Annotated in this window: 20 protein-coding genes; 5 read left to right on the plus strand and 15 right to left on the minus strand. The window is 72.0% G+C overall.

Annotated elements, in window-relative coordinates; translation table 11 throughout:
• Window positions 1-46: 46 nt before the first annotated feature.
• A complete protein-coding gene (locus DQ241_RS14355; protein WP_113830886.1) occupies window positions 47-1,558 on the minus strand; it encodes a leucyl aminopeptidase in 1,512 nt (503 codons plus the stop codon).
• Between the two features lie 107 nt (window positions 1,559-1,665).
• Between DQ241_RS14355 and gcvT the strand changes: the two genes are divergently transcribed.
• Window positions 1,666-2,784, plus strand: a complete 1,119-nt coding sequence (gcvT, locus tag DQ241_RS14360; protein ID WP_113830887.1) for a glycine cleavage system aminomethyltransferase GcvT — start codon at window positions 1,666-1,668, stop codon at window positions 2,782-2,784.
• 13 nt (window positions 2,785-2,797) lie between these two features.
• Here gcvT and DQ241_RS14365 read toward each other — a convergent pair whose 3' ends face one another.
• From DQ241_RS14365 to DQ241_RS14380, 4 genes are all read right to left on the minus strand, one after another.
• Window positions 2,798-3,940 (minus strand): YihY/virulence factor BrkB family protein, encoded by a 1,143-nt coding sequence (locus DQ241_RS14365; RefSeq protein WP_113830888.1) that lies wholly within the window; start codon window positions 3,938-3,940, stop codon window positions 2,798-2,800.
• 93 nt (window positions 3,941-4,033) lie between these two features.
• Window positions 4,034-4,306, minus strand: coding sequence for a DUF4235 domain-containing protein (locus DQ241_RS14370; RefSeq protein WP_113830889.1), 273 nt, complete (start codon window positions 4,304-4,306; stop codon window positions 4,034-4,036).
• A complete protein-coding gene (locus DQ241_RS14375) occupies window positions 4,303-4,623 on the minus strand; it encodes a DUF3618 domain-containing protein (RefSeq protein ID WP_113830890.1) in 321 nt (106 codons plus the stop codon). The genes DQ241_RS14370 and DQ241_RS14375 overlap by 4 nt, the downstream gene beginning before the upstream one ends.
• Window positions 4,620-5,069, minus strand: coding sequence for a phage holin family protein (locus DQ241_RS14380; RefSeq protein WP_113830891.1), 450 nt, complete (start codon window positions 5,067-5,069; stop codon window positions 4,620-4,622). Before DQ241_RS14380 ends, DQ241_RS14375 begins: the two co-directional genes overlap by 4 nt.
• Before the next feature lie 105 nt (window positions 5,070-5,174).
• On the opposite strand from DQ241_RS14380, the gene DQ241_RS14385 reads away from it, so the two are divergent.
• On the plus strand, window positions 5,175-5,387 hold the full coding sequence (locus DQ241_RS14385; protein WP_113830892.1) for a hypothetical protein: 213 nt from the start codon (window positions 5,175-5,177) through the stop codon (window positions 5,385-5,387).
• A 25-nt stretch (window positions 5,388-5,412) separates the two neighbouring features.
• Here the strand turns inward: DQ241_RS14385 and DQ241_RS14390 are convergent, their stop codons facing one another.
• From DQ241_RS14390 to DQ241_RS14400, 3 genes are read right to left on the minus strand one after another with little or no spacing between them, the layout of a single operon-like run.
• Entirely contained in the window at window positions 5,413-6,396 is a 984-nt protein-coding gene (locus DQ241_RS14390; protein ID WP_113830893.1) for an aldo/keto reductase family protein, read from the minus strand.
• An 11-nt stretch (window positions 6,397-6,407) separates the two neighbouring features.
• Window positions 6,408-7,217, minus strand: a complete 810-nt coding sequence (locus DQ241_RS14395; RefSeq protein ID WP_113830894.1) for an MBL fold metallo-hydrolase — start codon at window positions 7,215-7,217, stop codon at window positions 6,408-6,410.
• A 9-nt stretch (window positions 7,218-7,226) separates the two neighbouring features.
• A complete protein-coding gene (locus DQ241_RS14400) occupies window positions 7,227-7,844 on the minus strand; it encodes a DUF3043 domain-containing protein (protein ID WP_113830895.1) in 618 nt (205 codons plus the stop codon).
• Between the two features lie 139 nt (window positions 7,845-7,983).
• On the opposite strand from DQ241_RS14400, the gene DQ241_RS14405 reads away from it, so the two are divergent.
• Window positions 7,984-8,343, plus strand: a complete 360-nt coding sequence (locus tag DQ241_RS14405; RefSeq protein ID WP_113830896.1) for an iron-sulfur cluster assembly accessory protein — start codon at window positions 7,984-7,986, stop codon at window positions 8,341-8,343.
• Between the two features lie 59 nt (window positions 8,344-8,402).
• On the opposite strand, the gene asnB is transcribed toward DQ241_RS14405, so the two are convergent.
• From asnB to DQ241_RS14420, 3 genes are read right to left on the minus strand one after another with little or no spacing between them, the layout of a single operon-like run.
• Window positions 8,403-10,334 carry an asparagine synthase (glutamine-hydrolyzing) gene (asnB, locus tag DQ241_RS14410; RefSeq protein ID WP_113830897.1) on the minus strand — a complete coding sequence of 644 codons (1,932 nt, stop codon included), beginning with the start codon at window positions 10,332-10,334 and terminating at the stop codon, window positions 8,403-8,405.
• Window positions 10,335-10,384: 50 nt separating this feature from the next.
• A complete protein-coding gene (locus DQ241_RS14415) occupies window positions 10,385-10,729 on the minus strand; it encodes a DUF3817 domain-containing protein (protein WP_199584565.1) in 345 nt (114 codons plus the stop codon).
• The gene (locus DQ241_RS14420; protein WP_113830898.1) at window positions 10,719-11,084 is read right to left on the minus strand and encodes a metalloprotease; all 366 of its coding nucleotides are present in this window, start codon (window positions 11,082-11,084) and stop codon (window positions 10,719-10,721) included. Before DQ241_RS14420 ends, DQ241_RS14415 begins: the two co-directional genes overlap by 11 nt.
• A 230-nt stretch (window positions 11,085-11,314) precedes the next feature.
• Here DQ241_RS14420 and coxB point away from each other — a divergent pair, with 230 nt between their 5' ends.
• Window positions 11,315-12,205: a cytochrome c oxidase subunit II gene (gene coxB / locus DQ241_RS14425; protein WP_199584566.1), complete on the plus strand. Its 891-nt coding sequence runs from the start codon at window positions 11,315-11,317 to the stop codon at window positions 12,203-12,205.
• A gap of 51 nt (window positions 12,206-12,256) precedes the next feature.
• Window positions 12,257-12,661, plus strand: coding sequence for a cytochrome c oxidase subunit 4 (locus tag DQ241_RS14430; RefSeq protein WP_113830899.1), 405 nt, complete (start codon window positions 12,257-12,259; stop codon window positions 12,659-12,661).
• A gap of 677 nt (window positions 12,662-13,338) precedes the next feature.
• Here the strand turns inward: DQ241_RS14430 and DQ241_RS14435 are convergent.
• From DQ241_RS14435 to DQ241_RS14450, 4 genes are read right to left on the minus strand one after another with little or no spacing between them, the layout of a single operon-like run.
• Complete coding sequence (locus tag DQ241_RS14435; protein ID WP_113830900.1) at window positions 13,339-15,003, minus strand: cytochrome bc complex cytochrome b subunit; 1,665 nt, start codon at window positions 15,001-15,003, stop codon at window positions 13,339-13,341.
• Window positions 15,003-16,118, minus strand: a complete 1,116-nt coding sequence (locus DQ241_RS14440; protein WP_113830901.1) for a ubiquinol-cytochrome c reductase iron-sulfur subunit — start codon at window positions 16,116-16,118, stop codon at window positions 15,003-15,005. The genes DQ241_RS14435 and DQ241_RS14440 overlap by 1 nt, the downstream gene beginning before the upstream one ends.
• Window positions 16,115-16,963, minus strand: a complete 849-nt coding sequence (locus tag DQ241_RS14445; protein WP_199584567.1) for a cytochrome c — start codon at window positions 16,961-16,963, stop codon at window positions 16,115-16,117. Before DQ241_RS14445 ends, DQ241_RS14440 begins: the two co-directional genes overlap by 4 nt.
• Before the next feature lie 7 nt (window positions 16,964-16,970).
• Window positions 16,971-17,594, minus strand: a complete 624-nt coding sequence (locus tag DQ241_RS14450) for a heme-copper oxidase subunit III (protein WP_199584569.1) — start codon at window positions 17,592-17,594, stop codon at window positions 16,971-16,973.
• Window positions 17,595-17,703 lie beyond the last annotated feature (109 nt).

Genomic DNA, 17,703 nt, shown 5'->3' on the forward strand with positions numbered 1-17,703 from the left:
CCCTGCCGGTGGCCGTTCCATCCCGTCACGTCGGCCTCCGGCCGGGTCAGCCGGCGATGAGGGCCTCGATCGTGGCGAGCAGGGTGCGCACGGGCACGCCGGTGCCGCCCTTGACGGTGTAGCCGAACGGCGCGCCGGTGTTGTAGCTCGGGCCGGCGATGTCGATGTGCGCCCACGGCAGGCCCGACGGCACGAACTCCGCCAGGAAGTGGCCGCCCACGAGCATGCCGCCCATCCGGTCGGTGTTGGCGTTGACGAAGTCGGCCACCGTCGAGTCCAGGCCCTTGCGCAGCTCCGGCGGCAGCGGCATCGGCCACATGGACTCGCCGCTGCGCTTGCTGGCCGCGATGACGGCGTCGCGCAGGTCGTCGGAGCCCATGACGCCGGCGGTGCGTGAACCGAGCGCCACCATCTGCGCGCCGGTGAGCGTGGAGGTCTCCAGCAGCGCGTCCGGCTTGTCCTCCGCGGCACGGGCGATCGCGTCGGCCAGCACCACGCGGCCCTCGGCGTCGGTGTTGGTGATCTCGGCCTTCTTGCCGTTGCGGAAGGTGACCACGTCGGCCGGGCGGTAGGCGCTGCCGCTGGGCAGGTTCTCGGCCATGGGGACGGTGGCGGTGACCTCCACCGGCAGACCCAGCTGCGCGACGAGGCACACGGTGGCGATCACGGCCGCGGCACCGGCCATGTCGCTCTTCATGTCCTCCATCTTCGCGGCGGGCTTGATCGAGATGCCGCCGCTGTCGAAGGTGATGCCCTTGCCGACCAGCGCGATCTTCTTCGTCGCCCCGGCGCCGCTGTAGGTCAGGCGCAGCAGCCGCGGCTTGCGGGTGGAGCCCGAGCCGACGGCCAGGATGCCGCCGTAGCCGCCGGCGGCCAGCGCGTCCTCGTCGAGGATCTCGGCGGCCAGGCCCAGCTTCTCGCCGGCGGCCGCGCCGCGGGCGGCCAGCTCGGCCGGGAAGAGGTCGTTCGGCGGGGTGTTCACCAGGTCGCGCACCAGGGCGACGGCGTCGGCGACGGCGCGCACCCGGCGCAGCGCGGTCTCGGCCTGCCCGGCGTCGGGGGCGACGACGGTGAACTCCTGCGGCGGGGCCGGCCGGTCGGCCGGGAGGTCGGACTTGTAGGCGGTGAACTCGTAGGCGCCGAGCAGCGAGCCCTCGCCCACGGCGTGCAGCCGCTCGGCGTCGGGCGTGCCCCCCACCGCGGCCAGCAGGGTCACGACCGAGCGCCGGCCACGCAGCGCCCGGCTGGCCGCACCGGCGGCGCGGCGGACGGCCTCGGGGGCGTACCCACCGGTCGCGTCGGGCGCACCGAGGCCGGCGACGGCGACGACGGGGAACGGGCCCTGCCCGAAGGAGGGCAGGCGGGTGATCTCGTCCTCGCCACCGCGGGCGCCGAGGTCGGCCAGCGCGGGGAGGAGCCGGCCACCGAGCAGCCGGTCGACGGCCTCGGCTCCGGGCGTCGGGAGGGGACCGTCGGGGCCCTTCCCGACGGCGACCACGACGGCGTCGGCGGAGAGCTTCTCGAGGGGCTGGTCGGTGGCGGAGATCGTCGGCGGCACCGCCCGATCCTAGAAGGACCCCGTCGCCCCCCAGCACTCGCTCCGCTCGCGCCGGGTCCCTGCGACATGGCCGTTCCATCCCGTACCGACGCACTACCGTGCACCGGGTGAGCCCGCTGACCTCCCCGTTGCACGACCGGCACGTCGCCGCCGGTGCCAAGCTCGCCGACTTCAGCGGCTGGTCGATGCCGATCGAGTACGCCGGGGGCGGGGTGCTCGCCGAGCACACCGCCGTCCGCGAGGGTGTCGGCCTGTTCGACGTCTCCCACCTGGGGACCGGCACGGTGCGCGGCCCCGGCGCGGCGGAGTTCGTCAACGCCTGCCTGACCAACGACCTGGGCCGGATCGGACCCGGCCAGGCGCAGTACACGCTGTGCTGCCTGCCAGACGGCGAGCCGCGTGCCGGCGGGGTGGTCGACGACCTGATCGTCTACCTGCACGGCCCCGACGACGTGCTCCTCGTCCCCAACGCGGCCAACGCCGCCGAGGTGCTCGGCCGGCTCGAGGCGCAGGCCCCGGCCGGGGTCGTCGTCGAGAACCGGCACGAGCAGGTCGCCGTCCTGGCGGTGCAGGGCCCGCGCTCGCTGCAGGTGCTGGAGCTGCTCGGGCTGCCGGGGGAGTTGTCCTACATGTCCTTCGTGACCGGGACGGGCGCCGGTGGCACGGAGGTCACGGTCTGCCGCACCGGCTACACCGGCGAGCACGGGTACGAGGTGCTCATCGCCGCGGAGCACGCGGCCGAGCTGTGGGACGCGCTGCTCGAGGCGGGCCAGGACCTCGGCATCCGGCCGTGCGGTCTGGGGGCGCGGGACACGCTGCGGACCGAGATGGGCTACCCGCTGCACGGGCACGAGCTCTCACCCGACATCTCGCCGGTGCAGGCGCGGGCCGGCTGGGCGGTCGGGTGGAAGAAGCCGGCGTTCTGGGGCCGCGAGGCGCTGCTCGCCGAGCGGGAGGCCGGCCCCGCCCGGCTGCTGTGGGGGCTGCGGGCCACCGGCCGGGGGATCCCGCGGCCCGGGATGGCGGTCCTGGACGGCGCCGGCGAGCGGGTGGGCGAGACCACCAGCGGCACGTTCTCGCCCACGCTGAAGACCGGCATCGCACTGGCCCTGCTCGACAGCGCGGCCGGGGTCGAGGAGGGCGCCGAGCTCGTCGTCGACGTCCGGGGCCGCCCGCAGGCCGTGCAGGTGGTGAAGCCGCCGTTCGTGCCCTCGCACGTGCGATGAGGACGGCGACCGGTCAGGGCGCGTTCTTGCGCGTGGGGTCGCTGTCGCCCTTCTCCGGCTCCGGCTTGGCCGGCAACGTGTCGGCCTTCACGGCATCCCGCTCGCCCATCGGCATCGGCGGTCCGTCGGTGGTGTCCTCGCCCGTCTGGTGCTCGGCCTCGGAGTTGATCTCCGCGCCGAGCAGCACCAGGTAGCAGGTCAGGTACAGCCACAGCATCAGGACGATGACACCGGCGATGGCCCCGTAGGTCTTGTCGTAGGAGCCGAAGTTGTTCACGTAGATCGTGAACCCCAGGCTGACCAGCGCCCAGACGACGGTGACGACGACCGACCCGAGGCTCACCCAGCGGAGGCGCGGCGCGTCCCGGTCGGGTGCCACGCGGTAGAGGACGGCGAGGGAACCGGCCACGACCGCGAGCAGCGCCGCCCAGCGGGCGATCTCGGCCAGCACGGTGCCGAAGCCGCCCAGCGGCAGCGCGTCGAGCACGACCGGGAGGACGGCGACCAGGCCGATCGTGAGGACGACGAACACGATCGCGCCGAGGGTGAGCGCCAGGGACAGCGCCCGGAGCTTGAGGAAGTTGCGCGTCTCCACCTCGTCGTAGGCGATGTTCACCGCCTTCACCAGGTTGTTCACGCCTCCCGAGGCGCTCCACAGGGCGGCGACGATGGAGATGATCAGGCTCAGCGTGAGGGCGCCGCCGGCGTTCTCCGTCACCGCCGTCACCTGCTCCTCGATCAGGTCCTGGGCGGCTTCGGGCAGCCCGGCGGTGACCTCCTCCACCTGCCGCGCGGCGTCCTCCGGTGAGGAGACGAGGCCGTAGATGGAGATGAGCGCGATGAGTGCCGGGAAGACGGCCAGGAACCCGAAGAACGCCACCCCGCCGGCGATGATCGGCATGTTGTCGGCGTTGTTCTCGGCCCAGGCGCGCTTGATCACCTGCTTCCATCCCCGCGCCGGGATCTGCAGCGGCGAGGCGGCGTCGATCCCGGGCAGCCGGTCCGGCGTGGGCGCACCCGCCGGCAGGCGGTCGGCCTCCCCAGCGGTGCGCCCCTCGGCTGCTGCCTTCGCCGCTGCCGCCCGGCGGGCAGCCTTCTCCTCGACCCGCTCGCGGATCCGGTCGACGGCGCTCTCGCGCTGCCGTGTGCCGCTCACTGCAGCTCCTCTGCCATGGAAGGTGACGACGGTCGGCCCTCCTGCACGGGTCCGCCGCGGGCGTGCGAGCGGTGGGGGCAGGAGGGCCCTCGCTCAGTCGCCCGGCCAGGTCCCGGTGAGCTTGGTGAAGCCGCGGGCGCCGGCGCGGTCGATGGCCGCCTTCGTGGCGGCGAAGATCGCGCCCTGGATGGCCGCGGCCAGCACGACCTCGCGCATCCGGTACTCGCTCTGCAGCGCGCCGGGGGCGTCGTCCTCGTCCGCGATGGCCTTCCAGACCTGCTTGAAGACGATGCCGCTCAGCGACCCCGCCACGAGACCGGCGATCAGGCCGATCGGCCGGTAGGCGAGCTTGGCTCCCTTGCTCACGACTTCCTCCTCCTCGGGGCGACCCGCGCCGCCCGCTTCCGCCGCCACATCATCAGCCCGAGGACCAGCCCGACCAGGGCGACCCCGGCGCCGATCACGACGGGTGGGCTCTCGCGGTAGGTCTCGACGGCGGTGTCCCGGGTCCGGGCCACCCGCTCCCTGGCCCGCGCCGGGACGTCGAGCCGGGCGCTCAGCTCGTCGACGGTGCGCCCGAGCTCGGCGCGGGTGGCGTCGATCTCGGCACGGAGGGCGTCGACGTCGCCGGAGCCGTTCTGGGCGGGGGAGCCGTTCTGCGCGGAGGAGCCGGACGCCGTCACCGGGACAGCCCCTGCTTGACCGTGGCGATGTCGGCCTGCACACCGGCGATCGCCTCGGTGGGCACCGGCGGCGTCGCCTTCTGCACGTCCTGCTTCCCGACGAGGGCGAGGACGCCGGCCACCGCCAGGAGGACGACCGCCACGACGAGGGCCGCGGCCCAGGCGGGCAGCGCCTCGGCCAGGGCCAGGACGGCGGTGGCGACCAGCGTGGCCAGCCCGAGGAAGGCGAACAGCCCGGCCCCGCCGAACAGGCCGGCGCCGATGCCGAGGCGCTTGGCCTTCTGGGTGACCTCCGCCTGGGCCAGCCGCGCCTCGTCGCGGACGAGGGTGCTGATCTGCTCGGTCAGCCGGGTGATCAGCTCACCGGTCGAGGCGTTGCCCGGATCGGCGGGCGCGGTCGCCCGGGTGGCGCCGCCCGTCGCGGGCGGTGGTGGTGCTGCGGTCATGGGTCCTCCGCTCGGACGCAGTCGAGGAACCTCCATGCCCGGGCGGGAGGAGCGGAAACCGGCGGGATGATCACAGTGCGGGAACCGGGGCGCTAGCCTCGCGCCATGAGCTGGCACTGGCGCCTGGAGGACCCGGCCGGAGCGGCCGTCGAGCCGTCGTCCCTCGGGGTGGAGGTGCCCCCGGCCGACAACCAGGGCGACGCCGAGTCGTGGCTCGGGGAGAACTGGCGCGACCTGCTCGACCGCGGCGTGCACGCGGTGACCCTCTTCGAGGACGACCGCGAGGTCTACGGCCCGATGGGCCTGGCGGCGCCCTAGGCCGCCAGGCCCACCGGGTCCGCTGTCAGCCGCGCTGGGTCTTGGCGGGATCGCGCTCGACGACGTCGCCGAGCACCTCGTCGATCCGCCGCAGGACGTCGGCGTCGAGCTCCACCCCGGCGGCCTTGACGTTGTCGTGGACCTGCTCGGGCCGGCTCGCGCCGATGATGGCCGCGGCGACGTTCGGGTTCTGCAGCACCCAGGCCACGGCCAGCTGCGCCATCGACAGGCCCAGGTCGCCGGCGATCGGCACGAGGTCCTGGACCCGCGTGAGGATCTCGTCCTTGAGGAACCCGCGCATCGAGCCGCCGACCTCGGCGTGCCCGCCGCGGCTGTCGGCGGGCGGCTGCTGCCCGGGCAGGTACTTCCCGGTGAGCACGCCCTGCGCGAGCGGCGACCAGACGATCTGACCGAGCCCCTCCTTCTCGGAGGTGGGCACGACCTCGTCCTCGATCACCCGCCACAGCATCGAGTACTGCGGCTGGTTGCTGATCAGCTGGATGCCGAGCTCGCGGGCCAGCGCCGCGCCGGCGGCGATCTCGTCGGCCCGCCACTCCGAGACGCCGATGTAGAGGACCTTGCCCTGCCGCACCAGGTCGGCGAAGGCGGTCATCGTCTCCTCGAGCGGCACGGTCGGGTCGTAGCGGTGCGCCTGGTACAGGTCGACGTAGTCGGTCTGCAGCCGCTTCAGCGAGGCGTGGCAGCTCTCGATGATGTGCTTGCGGGACAGCCCGCGGTCGTTGCGGCCGGGGCCGGTCGGCCAGTAGACCTTGGTGAAGATCTCCAGGCCCTCACGGCGCTGGCCGGTCAGCGCCCGGCCGAGCACCGACTCGGCCTTGGTCCCCGCGTAGACGTCGGCGGTGTCGAAGGTGGTGATGCCGGCGTCGAGGGCCGCGCGCACGCAGGCGTGGGCGGCGTCCTCCTCGACCTGGCTGCCGTGGGTCAGCCAGTTGCCGTAGGCGATCTCGGAGATGGTCAGGCCGGAGCGGCCGAGGCGTCGGAATTCCACGTTCGGCGACGTTAGGCGCCCCGGGGGAGCGCCGCGCGCCGGGCCCCCGCGGGGATCGTCGTCCCGTCCGGGACGACACGTGCCCCCAGCGCGCCCAGCCGCAGCTCCAGCTCGGCCAGCGGCGGGTTGTGGTGGCTCAGGTGGACCGCGACGACGTCGGTGGCCGCGGTCACCGCCCCCACGTCGCGCAGCCGGTCCAGCTCGACGGGGAAGCCGGCCAGGTCCAGGTGCGCGGTGCCGTGGGCGAGGTGGTCGCCGAAGGTCTCCTCGAGCAGGACGACGTCGAACCCGGCGCCGCGGACCCGCTCCAGGGTCTCCGGGAGCAGCGGCCCGGTGTCGGTGGCGTGCAGGAGCCGGCCGCCGTCCGGACCGGTGACGTCGTAGAGCAGCGTCGGCACCTCGTGCTCGGCGGCCAGCGCGCGCACGCGGTAGCCGCCGAGGACCCGCTCGTCGCCGGGGGTGAGCTCCACGAAGGCGACGGGGTCGTCGGGCGCCACCCACGGACGGCACTCGTCGAGCGCCCCGGCGGGTCCGGCGACGGTGAGCGGCTGCCCGCGGCGCACCCACTGCCGCCAGAGCAGCGCGAAGGGTGCGCAGTGGTCCGGGTGGGCGTGCGTCACCAGCACGGTGGCGACGTCGGTGAGCGGGACGTCGACCGGCGGCAGCGCGGGGCTCAGGTCGAGCAGCAGGACGCCGTCGACCAGCGCCGAGGTCTGCCGGCGCTGATCGCCCCGGCGGCGTGCGTCAGCGCACGAGGCGCAGGTGCACCACGGATTCGGCCAGCCGTCGGCCGCGCCGGTACCGAGGAGGGTGACCTCCACCGAGCCCGGTCAGACCTGCGCGCCGAGCTCGACCTCGGGCTTGGGGAAGCGCCAGCGGCGGACCATCGTGGACCGGCTGATGCCGTACCAGACCGCGCCGCGCGTCTTCTCGGTCCCCGCGGGGAAGCGGGTGAGCGCCTTCTTGATCTTGCGGCTCAGCACCACCGAGTCGACGACGAGCAGGAGCAGGTAGCCCATGAGCACCGTGGTGGCGTACGCGGTGATCATCGGGTCGCCGGCGAAGGTGCCGACCAGCGCCACCAGCGCGACGACCAGGAACCAGCTGCCGATGTTGCGCCGCGAGTCGACGACGTCGCGGACCAGCTTGCGCACCGGGCCGCGGTCGCGCGCCGGCAGGTAGGAGTCGTCACCGCGGGCGGCACCCAGGCGGGCCTCGCTGCGCCGGGCGGCCTGCTGGTCGCGCATCCGGCGGTAGGCCTCCTTGCGCGTGGTGGGCGGCGGGGGAGGGGGACCGGGGCGGCGGCCCTGCGCCTCGCTGCGCTTGGGGGTGGGGCGTCCCTTGCCCGACGTGCGCGCCAGCTCGGCCGACAGCTCCCCGGCGGTGTCGGGGGTCGTCGCATCGGTCGTCTCGGCGCGGTCGCGGCGGCCGGGCAGGCGGAGCTTCACGGCTCCGGAGTCTACGTGGACCGCGGCGGAGCCTTCGGATGCTCGGATCGGCGCCGTACAGTGGAACAGGCTCCGCCACGGCGGTGTTGGTCCGCGGCAGGAGTGCGCAGCGGACCCCTGATGGAGGAGGACTCTCAACATGACGGTGCAGGACACCTCGACCGCCCCCGGCGCCACCGGCGTCGTGCTCAGCGAGCCGGCCGCCTCGAAGGTGAAGGCGCTGCTGGACCAGGAGGGGCGCGACGACCTGCGGCTCCGCATCGCCGTCCAGCCCGGCGGCTGCTCGGGCCTGCGGTACCAGCTCTTCTTCGACGAGCGCTTCCTCGACGGTGACCAGACCTACGAGTTCGGCGGCGTCGAGGTCATCGTCGACCGGATGAGCGGTCCCTACCTCGGTGGTGCGGTCATCGACTTCGTCGACAGCATCGAGAAGCAGGGCTTCACGATCGACAACCCGAACGCCACGGGTTCGTGCGCCTGCGGCGACAGCTTCAGCTGATCAGCCGCTGAACGCAGCGAAGGCCCGGTCCCCCGCGGGGACCGGGCCTTCGTCGTTCCTCAGAGGCGGACCGGGTAGACCGTCTGCGGCACCTCGGGGGTGATCCGCTCCTCGACGAAGATCCCGTGCCACACCATGAAGACCAGCAGCGTCCAGAGCTTGCGGGAGTAGTCGACCGGGGAGCCGTTGCGCTGGTTCTGCCGGTGCGCGGCGAGCATCGCCAGCACCTGCTGCTTGTCCAGCCACTCCTCGGTGCCGCTGTCCTCGATGATCTGACGGGCCCAGTCGTGCAGGTCCTCGGCCAGCCAGTGCCGGGTCGGGACCGGGAACCCGAGCTTGCGGCGGTTCAGCACGTGCGCGGGCACGATCTGCTCGAGGGCCCGGCGCAGCGCGTACTTCGTCGTCTCCTTGGTCACCCGCTGGTCGACCGGCAGCGTGCCCGCCACCCGGAACACCTCGGGGTCCAGGAAGGGCACCCGCAGCTCGAGCGAGTTGGCCATCGTCATCTTGTCGGCCTTGACGAGGATGTCGCCGCGCAGCCAGGTGAACAGGTCCACGTACTGCATCGCGGTGACGTCGTCGTAGCCGGCGGCGCGGGTGCGCTCGTACAGCTCGCGGGTGACCGTGACGTGCGACAGGTCGGGGTCGCGGCTGCGCAGGAAGCCGAGCTCGTCGTCGCGGAAGAGCCGGGCGTTGCCGTAGTACCGCTGCTCGAGCGGGATGGAGCCGCGGCGCAGCAGGTCCTTGCCGCGCATACCGTCGGGCAGCTTCGCCGAGAGGGCGCCCAGCGCCCGGCGGACGCCCGTCGGCAGCTTCTCGAAGGCCGCGAGGGACAGCGGCTCGCGGTAGATGTTGTAGCCGCCGAACAGCTCGTCGGCGCCCTCGCCGGAGAGCACCACCTTGACGTGCTTTCGGGCCTCGCGGGCCACGAAGTAGAGCGGCACCAGCGCCGGGTCGGCGACCGGGTCGTCGAGGTACCAGACCACCAGCGGGATGGACTCGGCGAACTCCTCGGGCGTCACCACCTTGGTGATGTGCTCGACGCCGATCGCGGCCGCCGACTCCGCGGCGACGTCGATCTCGGAGAAGCCCTCGCGCTCGAAGCCGACGGTGAAGGTCAGCAGGTCGGGGTTGTAGCGCTTGGCCAGCGCCGCGATGGCGGTGGAGTCGATGCCGCCGGAGAGGAACGACCCCACCGTGACGTCGGCGCGCATGTGCACGCGGACGGAGTCGTCGAGGACGTCGGCGATCCGGTCGTAGAGCGCCTGCTGCTCGTCCTCGGCCACCGGGCGCACCGGGAAGGTGGGGTGGAAGTAGCGCTGCGTGGTCAGCTCGCCGTCGGCCACGGTGAAGCTGGTGCCGCTCTCGATGCGGCGGATGCCGCGGTGCAGCGTCGCCGGCTCCGGCACGTACTGCAGCGTCAGGTAGTGCTGGAGCGACGCGGGGTCGACGCCGCCGGCGGCCTTGCTGCCGCCGAGCATCTCCAGCAGCGCCTTCTTCTCGGAGCTGAAGGCGACGGCGCCGTCGGCCAGCCGGGTGACGAACAGCGGCTTGATCCCGAACGGGTCCCGGGCGCCGAAGACGGTCCTCTCCTCGGTGTCCCAGATGAGGAAGGCGAACATGCCGCGCAGCCGCTGGACGACGTCGGCGCCCCACAGGTGGTAGCCGGCGACGATCGCCTCGGTGTCGCCCTCGGTGGCGAAGGTGGCGCCGGCGGCCTTCAGCTCCTCGCGCAGCTCCAGGTAGTTGTAGATCTCGCCGTTGAAGACGATCCGGTAGCGGCCGTCGGCGTAGGGCATCGGCTGGTGGCTGTGCTCGATGTCGATGAACGACAGCCGGTTGAAGCCGAAGACGGCGCGCTCGTCGGCCCACGACTCGTTCTCGTCCGGCCCGCGGTGGCGCACGCAGTGCTGCGCGGCCCGCACCGCCGCGACCGTGCCGTCGTCGACGCGGTCGGCATCGGTGGAGAAGTACGCGATCAGGCCACACATCAGGCGCAGGTCCTCAGGGGGTCGGCGTCCCGGGGTGGGACGTCAGGTGGTCAGACGCGGACGCCGGCGCGCGTCTTCGCGGTCGCGCGGCGCTCGGCGAAGAAGGAGAGCACCGGCACCGTCCCGGCGAGCACCGTGAGCGCGAAGCCCTTGAGGCTCCACTTGGCCCGCAGCGCCAGGTCGACCGTCGCCAGGAAGAACAGGCCGTAGAGCCAGCCGTGCGCGGTGCCCAGGACGCTCGAGGGCTCGTCGATGTCGGCGAGGTAGTGCAGGGGGACGGCGACGAAGAACAGCAGCACCAGGAGGACGCCGACGATCGTGGCCATGACCCGGTACCGGGTCAGCGCCGGCGGGATCTCCCGGCCCGGGGCCTGGACGGTCTGCTCAGCGGCCATTGCTGCTCCGTTGTCCGAGGGCGCGCTCGTTCAGCTCCGCCAGGTAGGCGTTGTAGGCGGCGAGCTCGGGATCGCCGGTCGTGTCGATGCGCGGCCGCTGGTACAGCACGATCGAGGAACCCGGCTCGTCCTCGTCGGGGTCGCGGTTGAGCTCGTCGCGCACCATGCGGACGTAGAACCACAGGCCCATGCACCCGTAGAGGGGCCACTGGAGGGCGTAGCTCCAGTTGACCGCGCCCCCGCCGTCCTCGGCCTTGGTGAGCTGCCAGTACCCGAGGAACAGCGTGGCCACGAACAGGGCGGCGACCAGCAGGTGCATGAGCACCCACTTCGGGGTCAGCAGCCGGTAGAACACGCCACCGACTCTAACCGCCGTGGACCCGGGAACCACGTTCCCCCGCGAGCGGCACCGGTCACCGGGCGGCGACCCGCCGACGAGGTGTCTCCGGTGGTCGGCCACCGAGCGCGGTCCGATAGTCTCGCCCCACACTGTGATCGGCGGGAACGCCGTGCGCCGGAACCCGGCGGACGACCCGCTGGAAGGACCGTCCGAACCTCGGACGGAGGACGAGGAGGCAGCGAGCAGTGGCTCGAGGCAGCAAGCTCGCGCGGCTGGCCGCGCTCGGTCTCCTGGGGGTGTTGACCCTCACGGGGTGCGACATGCCCAACAACGAGTTCTGGCGGTTCGGCTGGCCCGAGGGCGTGACCGACCAGGCCGCCGACATGCGCGAGCTGTGGACCGGTTCGGTCATCGCCGCGCTGATCGTCGGCTTCCTCGTGTGGGGCCTGATCTTCTACTCGATGGTCGCCCACCGGAAGCGCGGGGACGAGCTCCCGCGGCAGACGGCCTACAACCTGCCGCTGGAGATCGCGTACACGATCGCGCCGTTCATCATCATCGCGGGCCTGTTCTTCTTCACCGTGGTGACGCAGAACCGGGTGCTGGACCGCAGCGACAACCCTGACGAGACCATCGCGGTCAACGCGTTCAAGTGGAACTGGCAGTTCGTCTACCCCGACTCCGAGGGCCCCGACGGCGAGCCGGTGAACACGGTCGGCAGCAGCACCGAGATCCCGGTCCTGGTCCTGCCGGTCGACCGCTCGATCCGCTTCGAGGTGGCCTCCGCCGACGTCATCCACTCGTTCTGGGTGCCGGACTTCCTGTTCAAGCTCGACGTCATCCCGGGCAACGAGAACGGCCGCGACAACGTCTTCGAGGTGACCGTCCGCGAGGAGGGTGCCTACGTCGGCCGGTGCGCCGAGCTGTGCGGGACCTACCACGCGTACATGAACTTCGAGGTCCGCGCGGTGTCCGGCGACGACTACGACGCCTACATCGAGGCCCGCGAGTCCGGTCTGGACACCTACGACGCGCTGGAGGAGATCGGCCAGCCCGGTACCTCGAGCACGACCACCCCGCTGGAGCTCTTCCAGGACAAGAACGTCAACCAGCAGCAGTCGGATAACAATGGCTGACCGCCCGGTCGGCCGGCACCCGATGGGCACGACGCACGAGGAGGCGCGACCGTGAAGGTCGAGTCGATCATCTTCAACATCATCGCGGTGTTCTGCGTCGCGGCCGCCGTCGTGTACGGGGTGTGGGCGAAGGAGCCGATCGGCACGACGGCGCTGGTGCTGTCGGCCGGCCTCACCGGCATGATCGGCGCGTTCTTCTGGTTCGTCTCGCGGCGCATCGACGCCCGTCCGGAGGACCGCAAGGACGCCGAGATGGCCGACGGTGCCGGCGAGCTCGGCTTCTTCAGCCCGGCGAGCTACTGGCCGTTCGCGCTGGCGCTCTCCGCCGGCCTGATGGGCCTCGCGCTCGCGTTCTTCTACTACTGGCTGATCCTGATCGCGGCCGCCGCGCTGCTGATCACCATCGGCGGGCTGCTGTTCGAGTACTACGTGGGGCAGAACGCCACGCAGAGCTGAGCCCGGCACCACGTCACGAGGGCCCCTCCCGCCGCTGCGGGAGGGGCCCTCGTGCATCCCGGGGGCGCTCCCCGGGTGTGCTCCTCCCGCTCCCTGGGTGCTGCGCTACCCCGCCGACCGCGAGGAACGTCCGGCAGCCGGCAGATCGCCGGTCGCCCAGCGGCACTCGCCGTCGAGGAGCTGCGACGGCTGCCGGCCGAGGCCGGACCGGGGCCTCGTGGGGTCCGGCCTTCCAGCGCACGACCTAGCTGGCCGTCGGCGGGTGGATCCGGCTGCCCCACCCGCCGTGGTGGCCCTGGTTCGGTGCCGAGCACCTGCCCCTGACCGTCGACCACCTGCCCGCGCCGGCATCCGCGCCTCGGGTGCCCGGGAGGGGCCCACGTGGCAGCCGAGGAGCTGCTGCCGGCTTGCGCGGGACAGCGACAGCGACCGGCGCCTGCACGAGAACCACGGCGTACACCGGCGGCCACCGTGCCGGCGAGCCTGCGCGCAGGTCGCTGATCCGACGGTGAGAGCCGCCGGGTGAGGCTCCCCGGGGTGGGTTGGGTGCCAGGGCTGCAGGGCCCCGGGAGCGCGAGGAACGCCCAGGGAGCTGACGCCGGCACGTCCTGGACATGCAGCAGGGCCCCGGTGGACGGATCCACCGGGGCCCTGCTGGTCGTGCGCTGTGCGCGAGGTCAGTCGCGCGGCTCCTGCGGGCGACCGCCGTCGGCCGGGCGGCCGGAGGAGGTCAGCTCGCGGCCGGCCTCTCCCGCCGCGAGACCACGGCCCTCGCCGCGCTGCTCGAGCTCCACCTGCGACGGCTCCTCGATGGGGGAGAAGAAGCCGCGGACGGCCCGGCGAGCAGCACCGATCTGGTTCATCTTCTTCGGCACCGGGGCGCCGCCGTAGGCCAGCTGGCCGTGGCCGTGGTCGTCGACCGGGCCGAGCGGCTGGTGGACCTCGATGAACTCGCCGTGCGGCAGGCGCCGGATGACGCCGGTCTCGATGCCGTGCTCGAGCACCTCGCGGTCGTGCATCTGGAGACCCAGGCAGATCCGGTAGGTGAGCACGTACACCAGCGGCGGCACGACGATCACGCCGATGCGGCCGATCCAGGTCATCGCGTTCAGGCTGATGTTGAACTTGTCGGCGACGACGTCGTTGCCACCGGAGATCAGCAGGATGACGTAGAAGGACAGCGCCATCATGCCCAGCGACGTGCGGACGGGGACGTCGCGCGGGCGCTGCAGCAGGTGGTGGGACGCCGTGTCGCCGGTCAGCTTGCGCTCGATGACCGGGTACATCAGCAGCAGCGTGAAGATGATGCCGGCGATGAGCACGGTCGGCCAGAACAGCGCGGGGATCGTGTAGTCACCCGGGAGGTTCAGGTCCCACGCGGGGAACAGTCGCGACGAGCCGTCGAGGAACATGACGTACCAGTCGGGCTGCGACGCGGACGAGACCTGCGCCGGGTTGTACGGACCCCACAGCCACACCGGGTTGATCTGCACCAGACCACCGAGCGCGGCGCAGACGCCGAACACGATGAACAGCAGACCGGTCGCCTTGCCGGCGAACGTCGGGAAGAGGCGGTTGCCGACGACGTTGTGCTCGGTGCGGCCCGGGCCGGGGAACTGGGTGTGCTTCTGCTTGACCAGGATCAGCAGGTGCACCGCGATCAGCGCGAGCAGGATCGCGGGGATCAGCAGCACGTGGGCGATGTAGAGCCGGCCGACGATCAGCTCGCCCACGTAGTCGCCGCCGAACACTGCCCAGTGGACCCAGGTGCCGACCACGGGGATCGACAGGATGATCGCCGACATGATCCGCAGGCCGGTGCCGGAGAGCAGGTCGTCGGGCATCGAGTAGCCGGCGAAGCCCTCGAGGATCGACAGGATCAGCAGCGTGACGCCGATGAACCAGTTGGTCTCACGCGGCCGGCGGAAGGCGCCGGTGAAGAAGATGCGCAGCAGGTGGCACACCATCGAGGCGACGAACAGCAGCGCCGCCCAGTGGTGCATCTGGCGCATGAACAGACCGCCGCGCACGTCGAAGCTGAGGTCCAGCGTCGAGTCGTAGGCCGCGGACATCTCCACGCCGCGCAGCGGGGCGTACGAGCCGTTGTAGACGACCTCGCGCATCGAGGCGTCGAAGAAGAACGTCAGGTACGTGCCCGAGAGCAGCAGGACGATGAACGAGTAGAGGGCGATCTCCCCGAGCAGGAACGACCAGTGGTCGGGGAAGACCTTGTTCAGCGTCCGGCGGGTCCAGCCGGCGACGACGAGGCGGTCGTCGACCTCCAGCGCGGCCTTGCCGATCTTGGTGGTGGGGGTTCCCGGCGCCGTGGCAGTTGCAGCCATCAGATGCGCTCCCGGTTCCAGTAGGTCGGCCCGACGGCCTCGATGTAGTCACTCCGGGCGACGAAGAAGCCCTCGTCGTCCACGGTGATGGGCAGCTGCGGCAGCGAGCGGGTGGCCGGGCCGAAGATCGGCTTGGCCCCCTGCGTCACGTCGAACTGCGACTGGTGGCACGGGCAGAGGATCCGGCTGGTCTCCTGCTCGTACAGCGACACCGGGCACCCGGCGTGCGTGCAGATCTTCGAGTATGCGACGTAGTCGCCGTAGCCGAAGTCCTCCTGGCCCTCGCGGGGGGCGTCCTGCGCGATCTGCTCGGGGCGGAGGCGGATCAGCATGGTCGCGGCGTCGGACTGCCGGTTGCCGCCGGGCACGGCAGGGAAGACCGTCTCCAGCGAGCCGGGCTGCTGGTCGCCGGGGCGGATCGGGCTGCCGTCGTCGCGGACGAGGCGGACGCCCTCGGACCACGAGGTCTGGCCGAGCGGGTTGCCCTTGTTCGGGTTCTTGATCAGACCGCCGAGCGGGGCGATGAGCATGACGCCGACGCCGGCGCCCATGAAGCCCAGCGAGCGGGTGAGGAGCTTCCGCCGGGCCAGGCCGCTGTTGTGGTAGCCGCTGGTCAGGGTCGCGCCGGTGGTCACCCGGTCGAAGTGGGAGCCGTCGTGCTTGTCCTGCACCGCGGTCTCGTGCGGCAGGAGCTTCTTGGTGTAGAGCACCAGCCCCACGCCGACCAGCGTGAGCGCCAGGCCCATCGTCAGCCCCAGGAGGGGGGTGAACAGCGTGCTCCACGTGTCGCCGTCGTTCTCGGCCCAGTGCCAGTCGGGCAGGAACCAGTCGGAGCCGATGTAGACCACGAGGAACGCGAAGGCCAGCAGGCCGGCCAGCGCCCAGGTCCAGCCGACCTGGCGCACGGCGCGCTTCTCCAGGCGGGAGCCCGGCTCCGGGCCCGGGTCGACGTGCAGGACCTCGACGCCGTCGTAGCGCGCGCCGAGGAGGTCGAGCTCCTCGCGCGACATCGCCGCGAGCTGCTCGGGGGTGTAGTCGTCGTCCGGGCCGCCGTGCAGCGGTCCGGCGATGTCCGCGCCGCCGGCCGAGCCGGGGCGGGTGTCGTGCGTGCTCACGCCTTGCTCCCCATCCAGAAGATCCCGAACATCAGGATCCCGATGCCGACGATCCAGATCACCAGGCCCTCGCCGACCGGGCCGATGCGGCCCACCCCGGCGCCGCCCGGGTCGCTCTGCTCCTTGATCGTCTGCACGTAGCTGATGATCGAGCGCTTCTCCTCGGGCGTCAGCTGGTTGTCACCGAACACCGGCATGTTCTCCGGGCCGGTCAGCATCGCCGTGTAGATCTCGAGGTCGGTGGAGTCCTGCAGGCTGGGTGCGTACTTGCCGCCCGAGAGCGCGCCGCCCTCGCCGACGAAGTTGTGGCACGAGGAGCAGTTGAGCCGGAACAGCTCGCCACCCTCGGCGACGTCGCCGTCGCGCAGGTCGCCGGACGGCAGGGTCGGGCCGCCGCCGTTGGCCTGGACGTAGGCCATGAGCTGGTCGATCTCCTCGTCGGAGAAGACGGCCGGCTTGTCGGGCGCCTGGGCCTCCTGGCGCACCAGCGGCATGCGGCCGGTGTGCACCTGGAAGTAGACGGCTGCCTCGCCGACGCCGATCAGCGAGGGACCGCGGTTGGGCACGCCCTCGAGGTTCTCGCCGTGGCAGGTGATGCAGCTGCGCTCGTAGAGCTCGCGGCCGGCAGCCTCGGCGGCGGACTCGCTCTGCTCGTCGCCGGGGGCGGCCTGCGCGGGGCTGAAGACCGAGTAGAGCGCGCCGGTGAGGATCAGCCCCGCCATGAGCGCGGCGACGTTGCCGAGGCGACGACGCTGCTTGGAGCGCCGCCGCGCGCGGGCGCGCGCCACCGGGGTGGCGCCGTCGACGTCGGACGGGGCGTCTGACTGCGGGTTCGTGGTGGACACCGGTTCCCTAGCGGATCAGGTAGATCGTGGCGAAGAGCCCGATCCACACGACGTCGACGAAGTGCCAGTAGTAGGAGACCACGATCGCCGAGGTCGCCTGTGCCGGCGTGAAACGGCCCATGGTGGACCGGATGAGCAGGTAGACGAAGGCCACGAGGCCGCCGATCACGTGCAGCGCGTGGAAGCCGGTCGTCAGGTAGAAGACCGAGCCGTACGTCGACGACGAGATCGACGTGTGGTGCTCGGTGACCAGCACCCGGTACTCGTTCATCTGCGCGACGACGAACACCAGGCCCATCACGAAGGTGATCGTGAACCAGCGCCGGAGGCCGTAGACGTTGCCCTGCTCGGCGGCGAACACCCCGAACTGGCAGGTCACCGAGGACAGAACCAGGATCACGGTGAAGACCGTGGCGTAGGGCAGGTTCAGCTCGGTCGGCTCCGGCGGCCACCCCTCGGTGGCCCGGGCTCGCGCGGTGAAGTACATGGCGAACAGTCCGGCGAAGAACATCAGCTCGCTCGAGAGCCAGATGATCGTGCCGACGCTGACCATGTTCGGTCGGGTCAGGGAGTGCACCCGCGAGGTGTCGAAGGTGCTGCTCGCCACGGGGGCCGTTGTCACGCTGGTCATCATGGCATCGGCACCGCCCGGTCACGACCGCGGGTCGGCCTGGCGTGGCGGAGAAAAGTGATCATCCCGATACCGTCGCCCGGCCCTGCCCGGCAACCAGCGGTTCTGC

Origin of the sequence: Blastococcus sp. TF02A-30 (assembly GCF_003319185.1) — a bacterium.
Lineage (GTDB): Bacteria > Actinomycetota > Actinomycetes > Mycobacteriales > Geodermatophilaceae > Blastococcus.

What these genes read in the sequence shown, in the direction of transcription:
- DQ241_RS14415 (WP_199584565.1), bottom strand. Translation starts at nt 10,729, where the DNA reads ATGGCCGCTGAGCAGACCGTCCAGGCCCCGGGCCGGGAGATCCCGCCG.
- DQ241_RS14385 (WP_113830892.1), top strand. Translation starts at nt 5,175, where the DNA reads ATGAGCTGGCACTGGCGCCTGGAGGACCCGGCCGGAGCGGCCGTCGAG.
- DQ241_RS14435 (WP_113830900.1), bottom strand. Translation starts at nt 15,003, where the DNA reads ATGGCTGCAACTGCCACGGCGCCGGGAACCCCCACCACCAAGATCGGC.
- DQ241_RS14405 (WP_113830896.1), top strand. Translation starts at nt 7,984, where the DNA reads ATGACGGTGCAGGACACCTCGACCGCCCCCGGCGCCACCGGCGTCGTG.
- DQ241_RS14450 (WP_199584569.1), bottom strand. Translation starts at nt 17,594, where the DNA reads ATGACCAGCGTGACAACGGCCCCCGTGGCGAGCAGCACCTTCGACACC.
- asnB (WP_113830897.1), bottom strand. Translation starts at nt 10,334, where the DNA reads ATGTGTGGCCTGATCGCGTACTTCTCCACCGATGCCGACCGCGTCGAC.
- DQ241_RS14380 (WP_113830891.1), bottom strand. Translation starts at nt 5,069, where the DNA reads ATGACCGCAGCACCACCACCGCCCGCGACGGGCGGCGCCACCCGGGCG.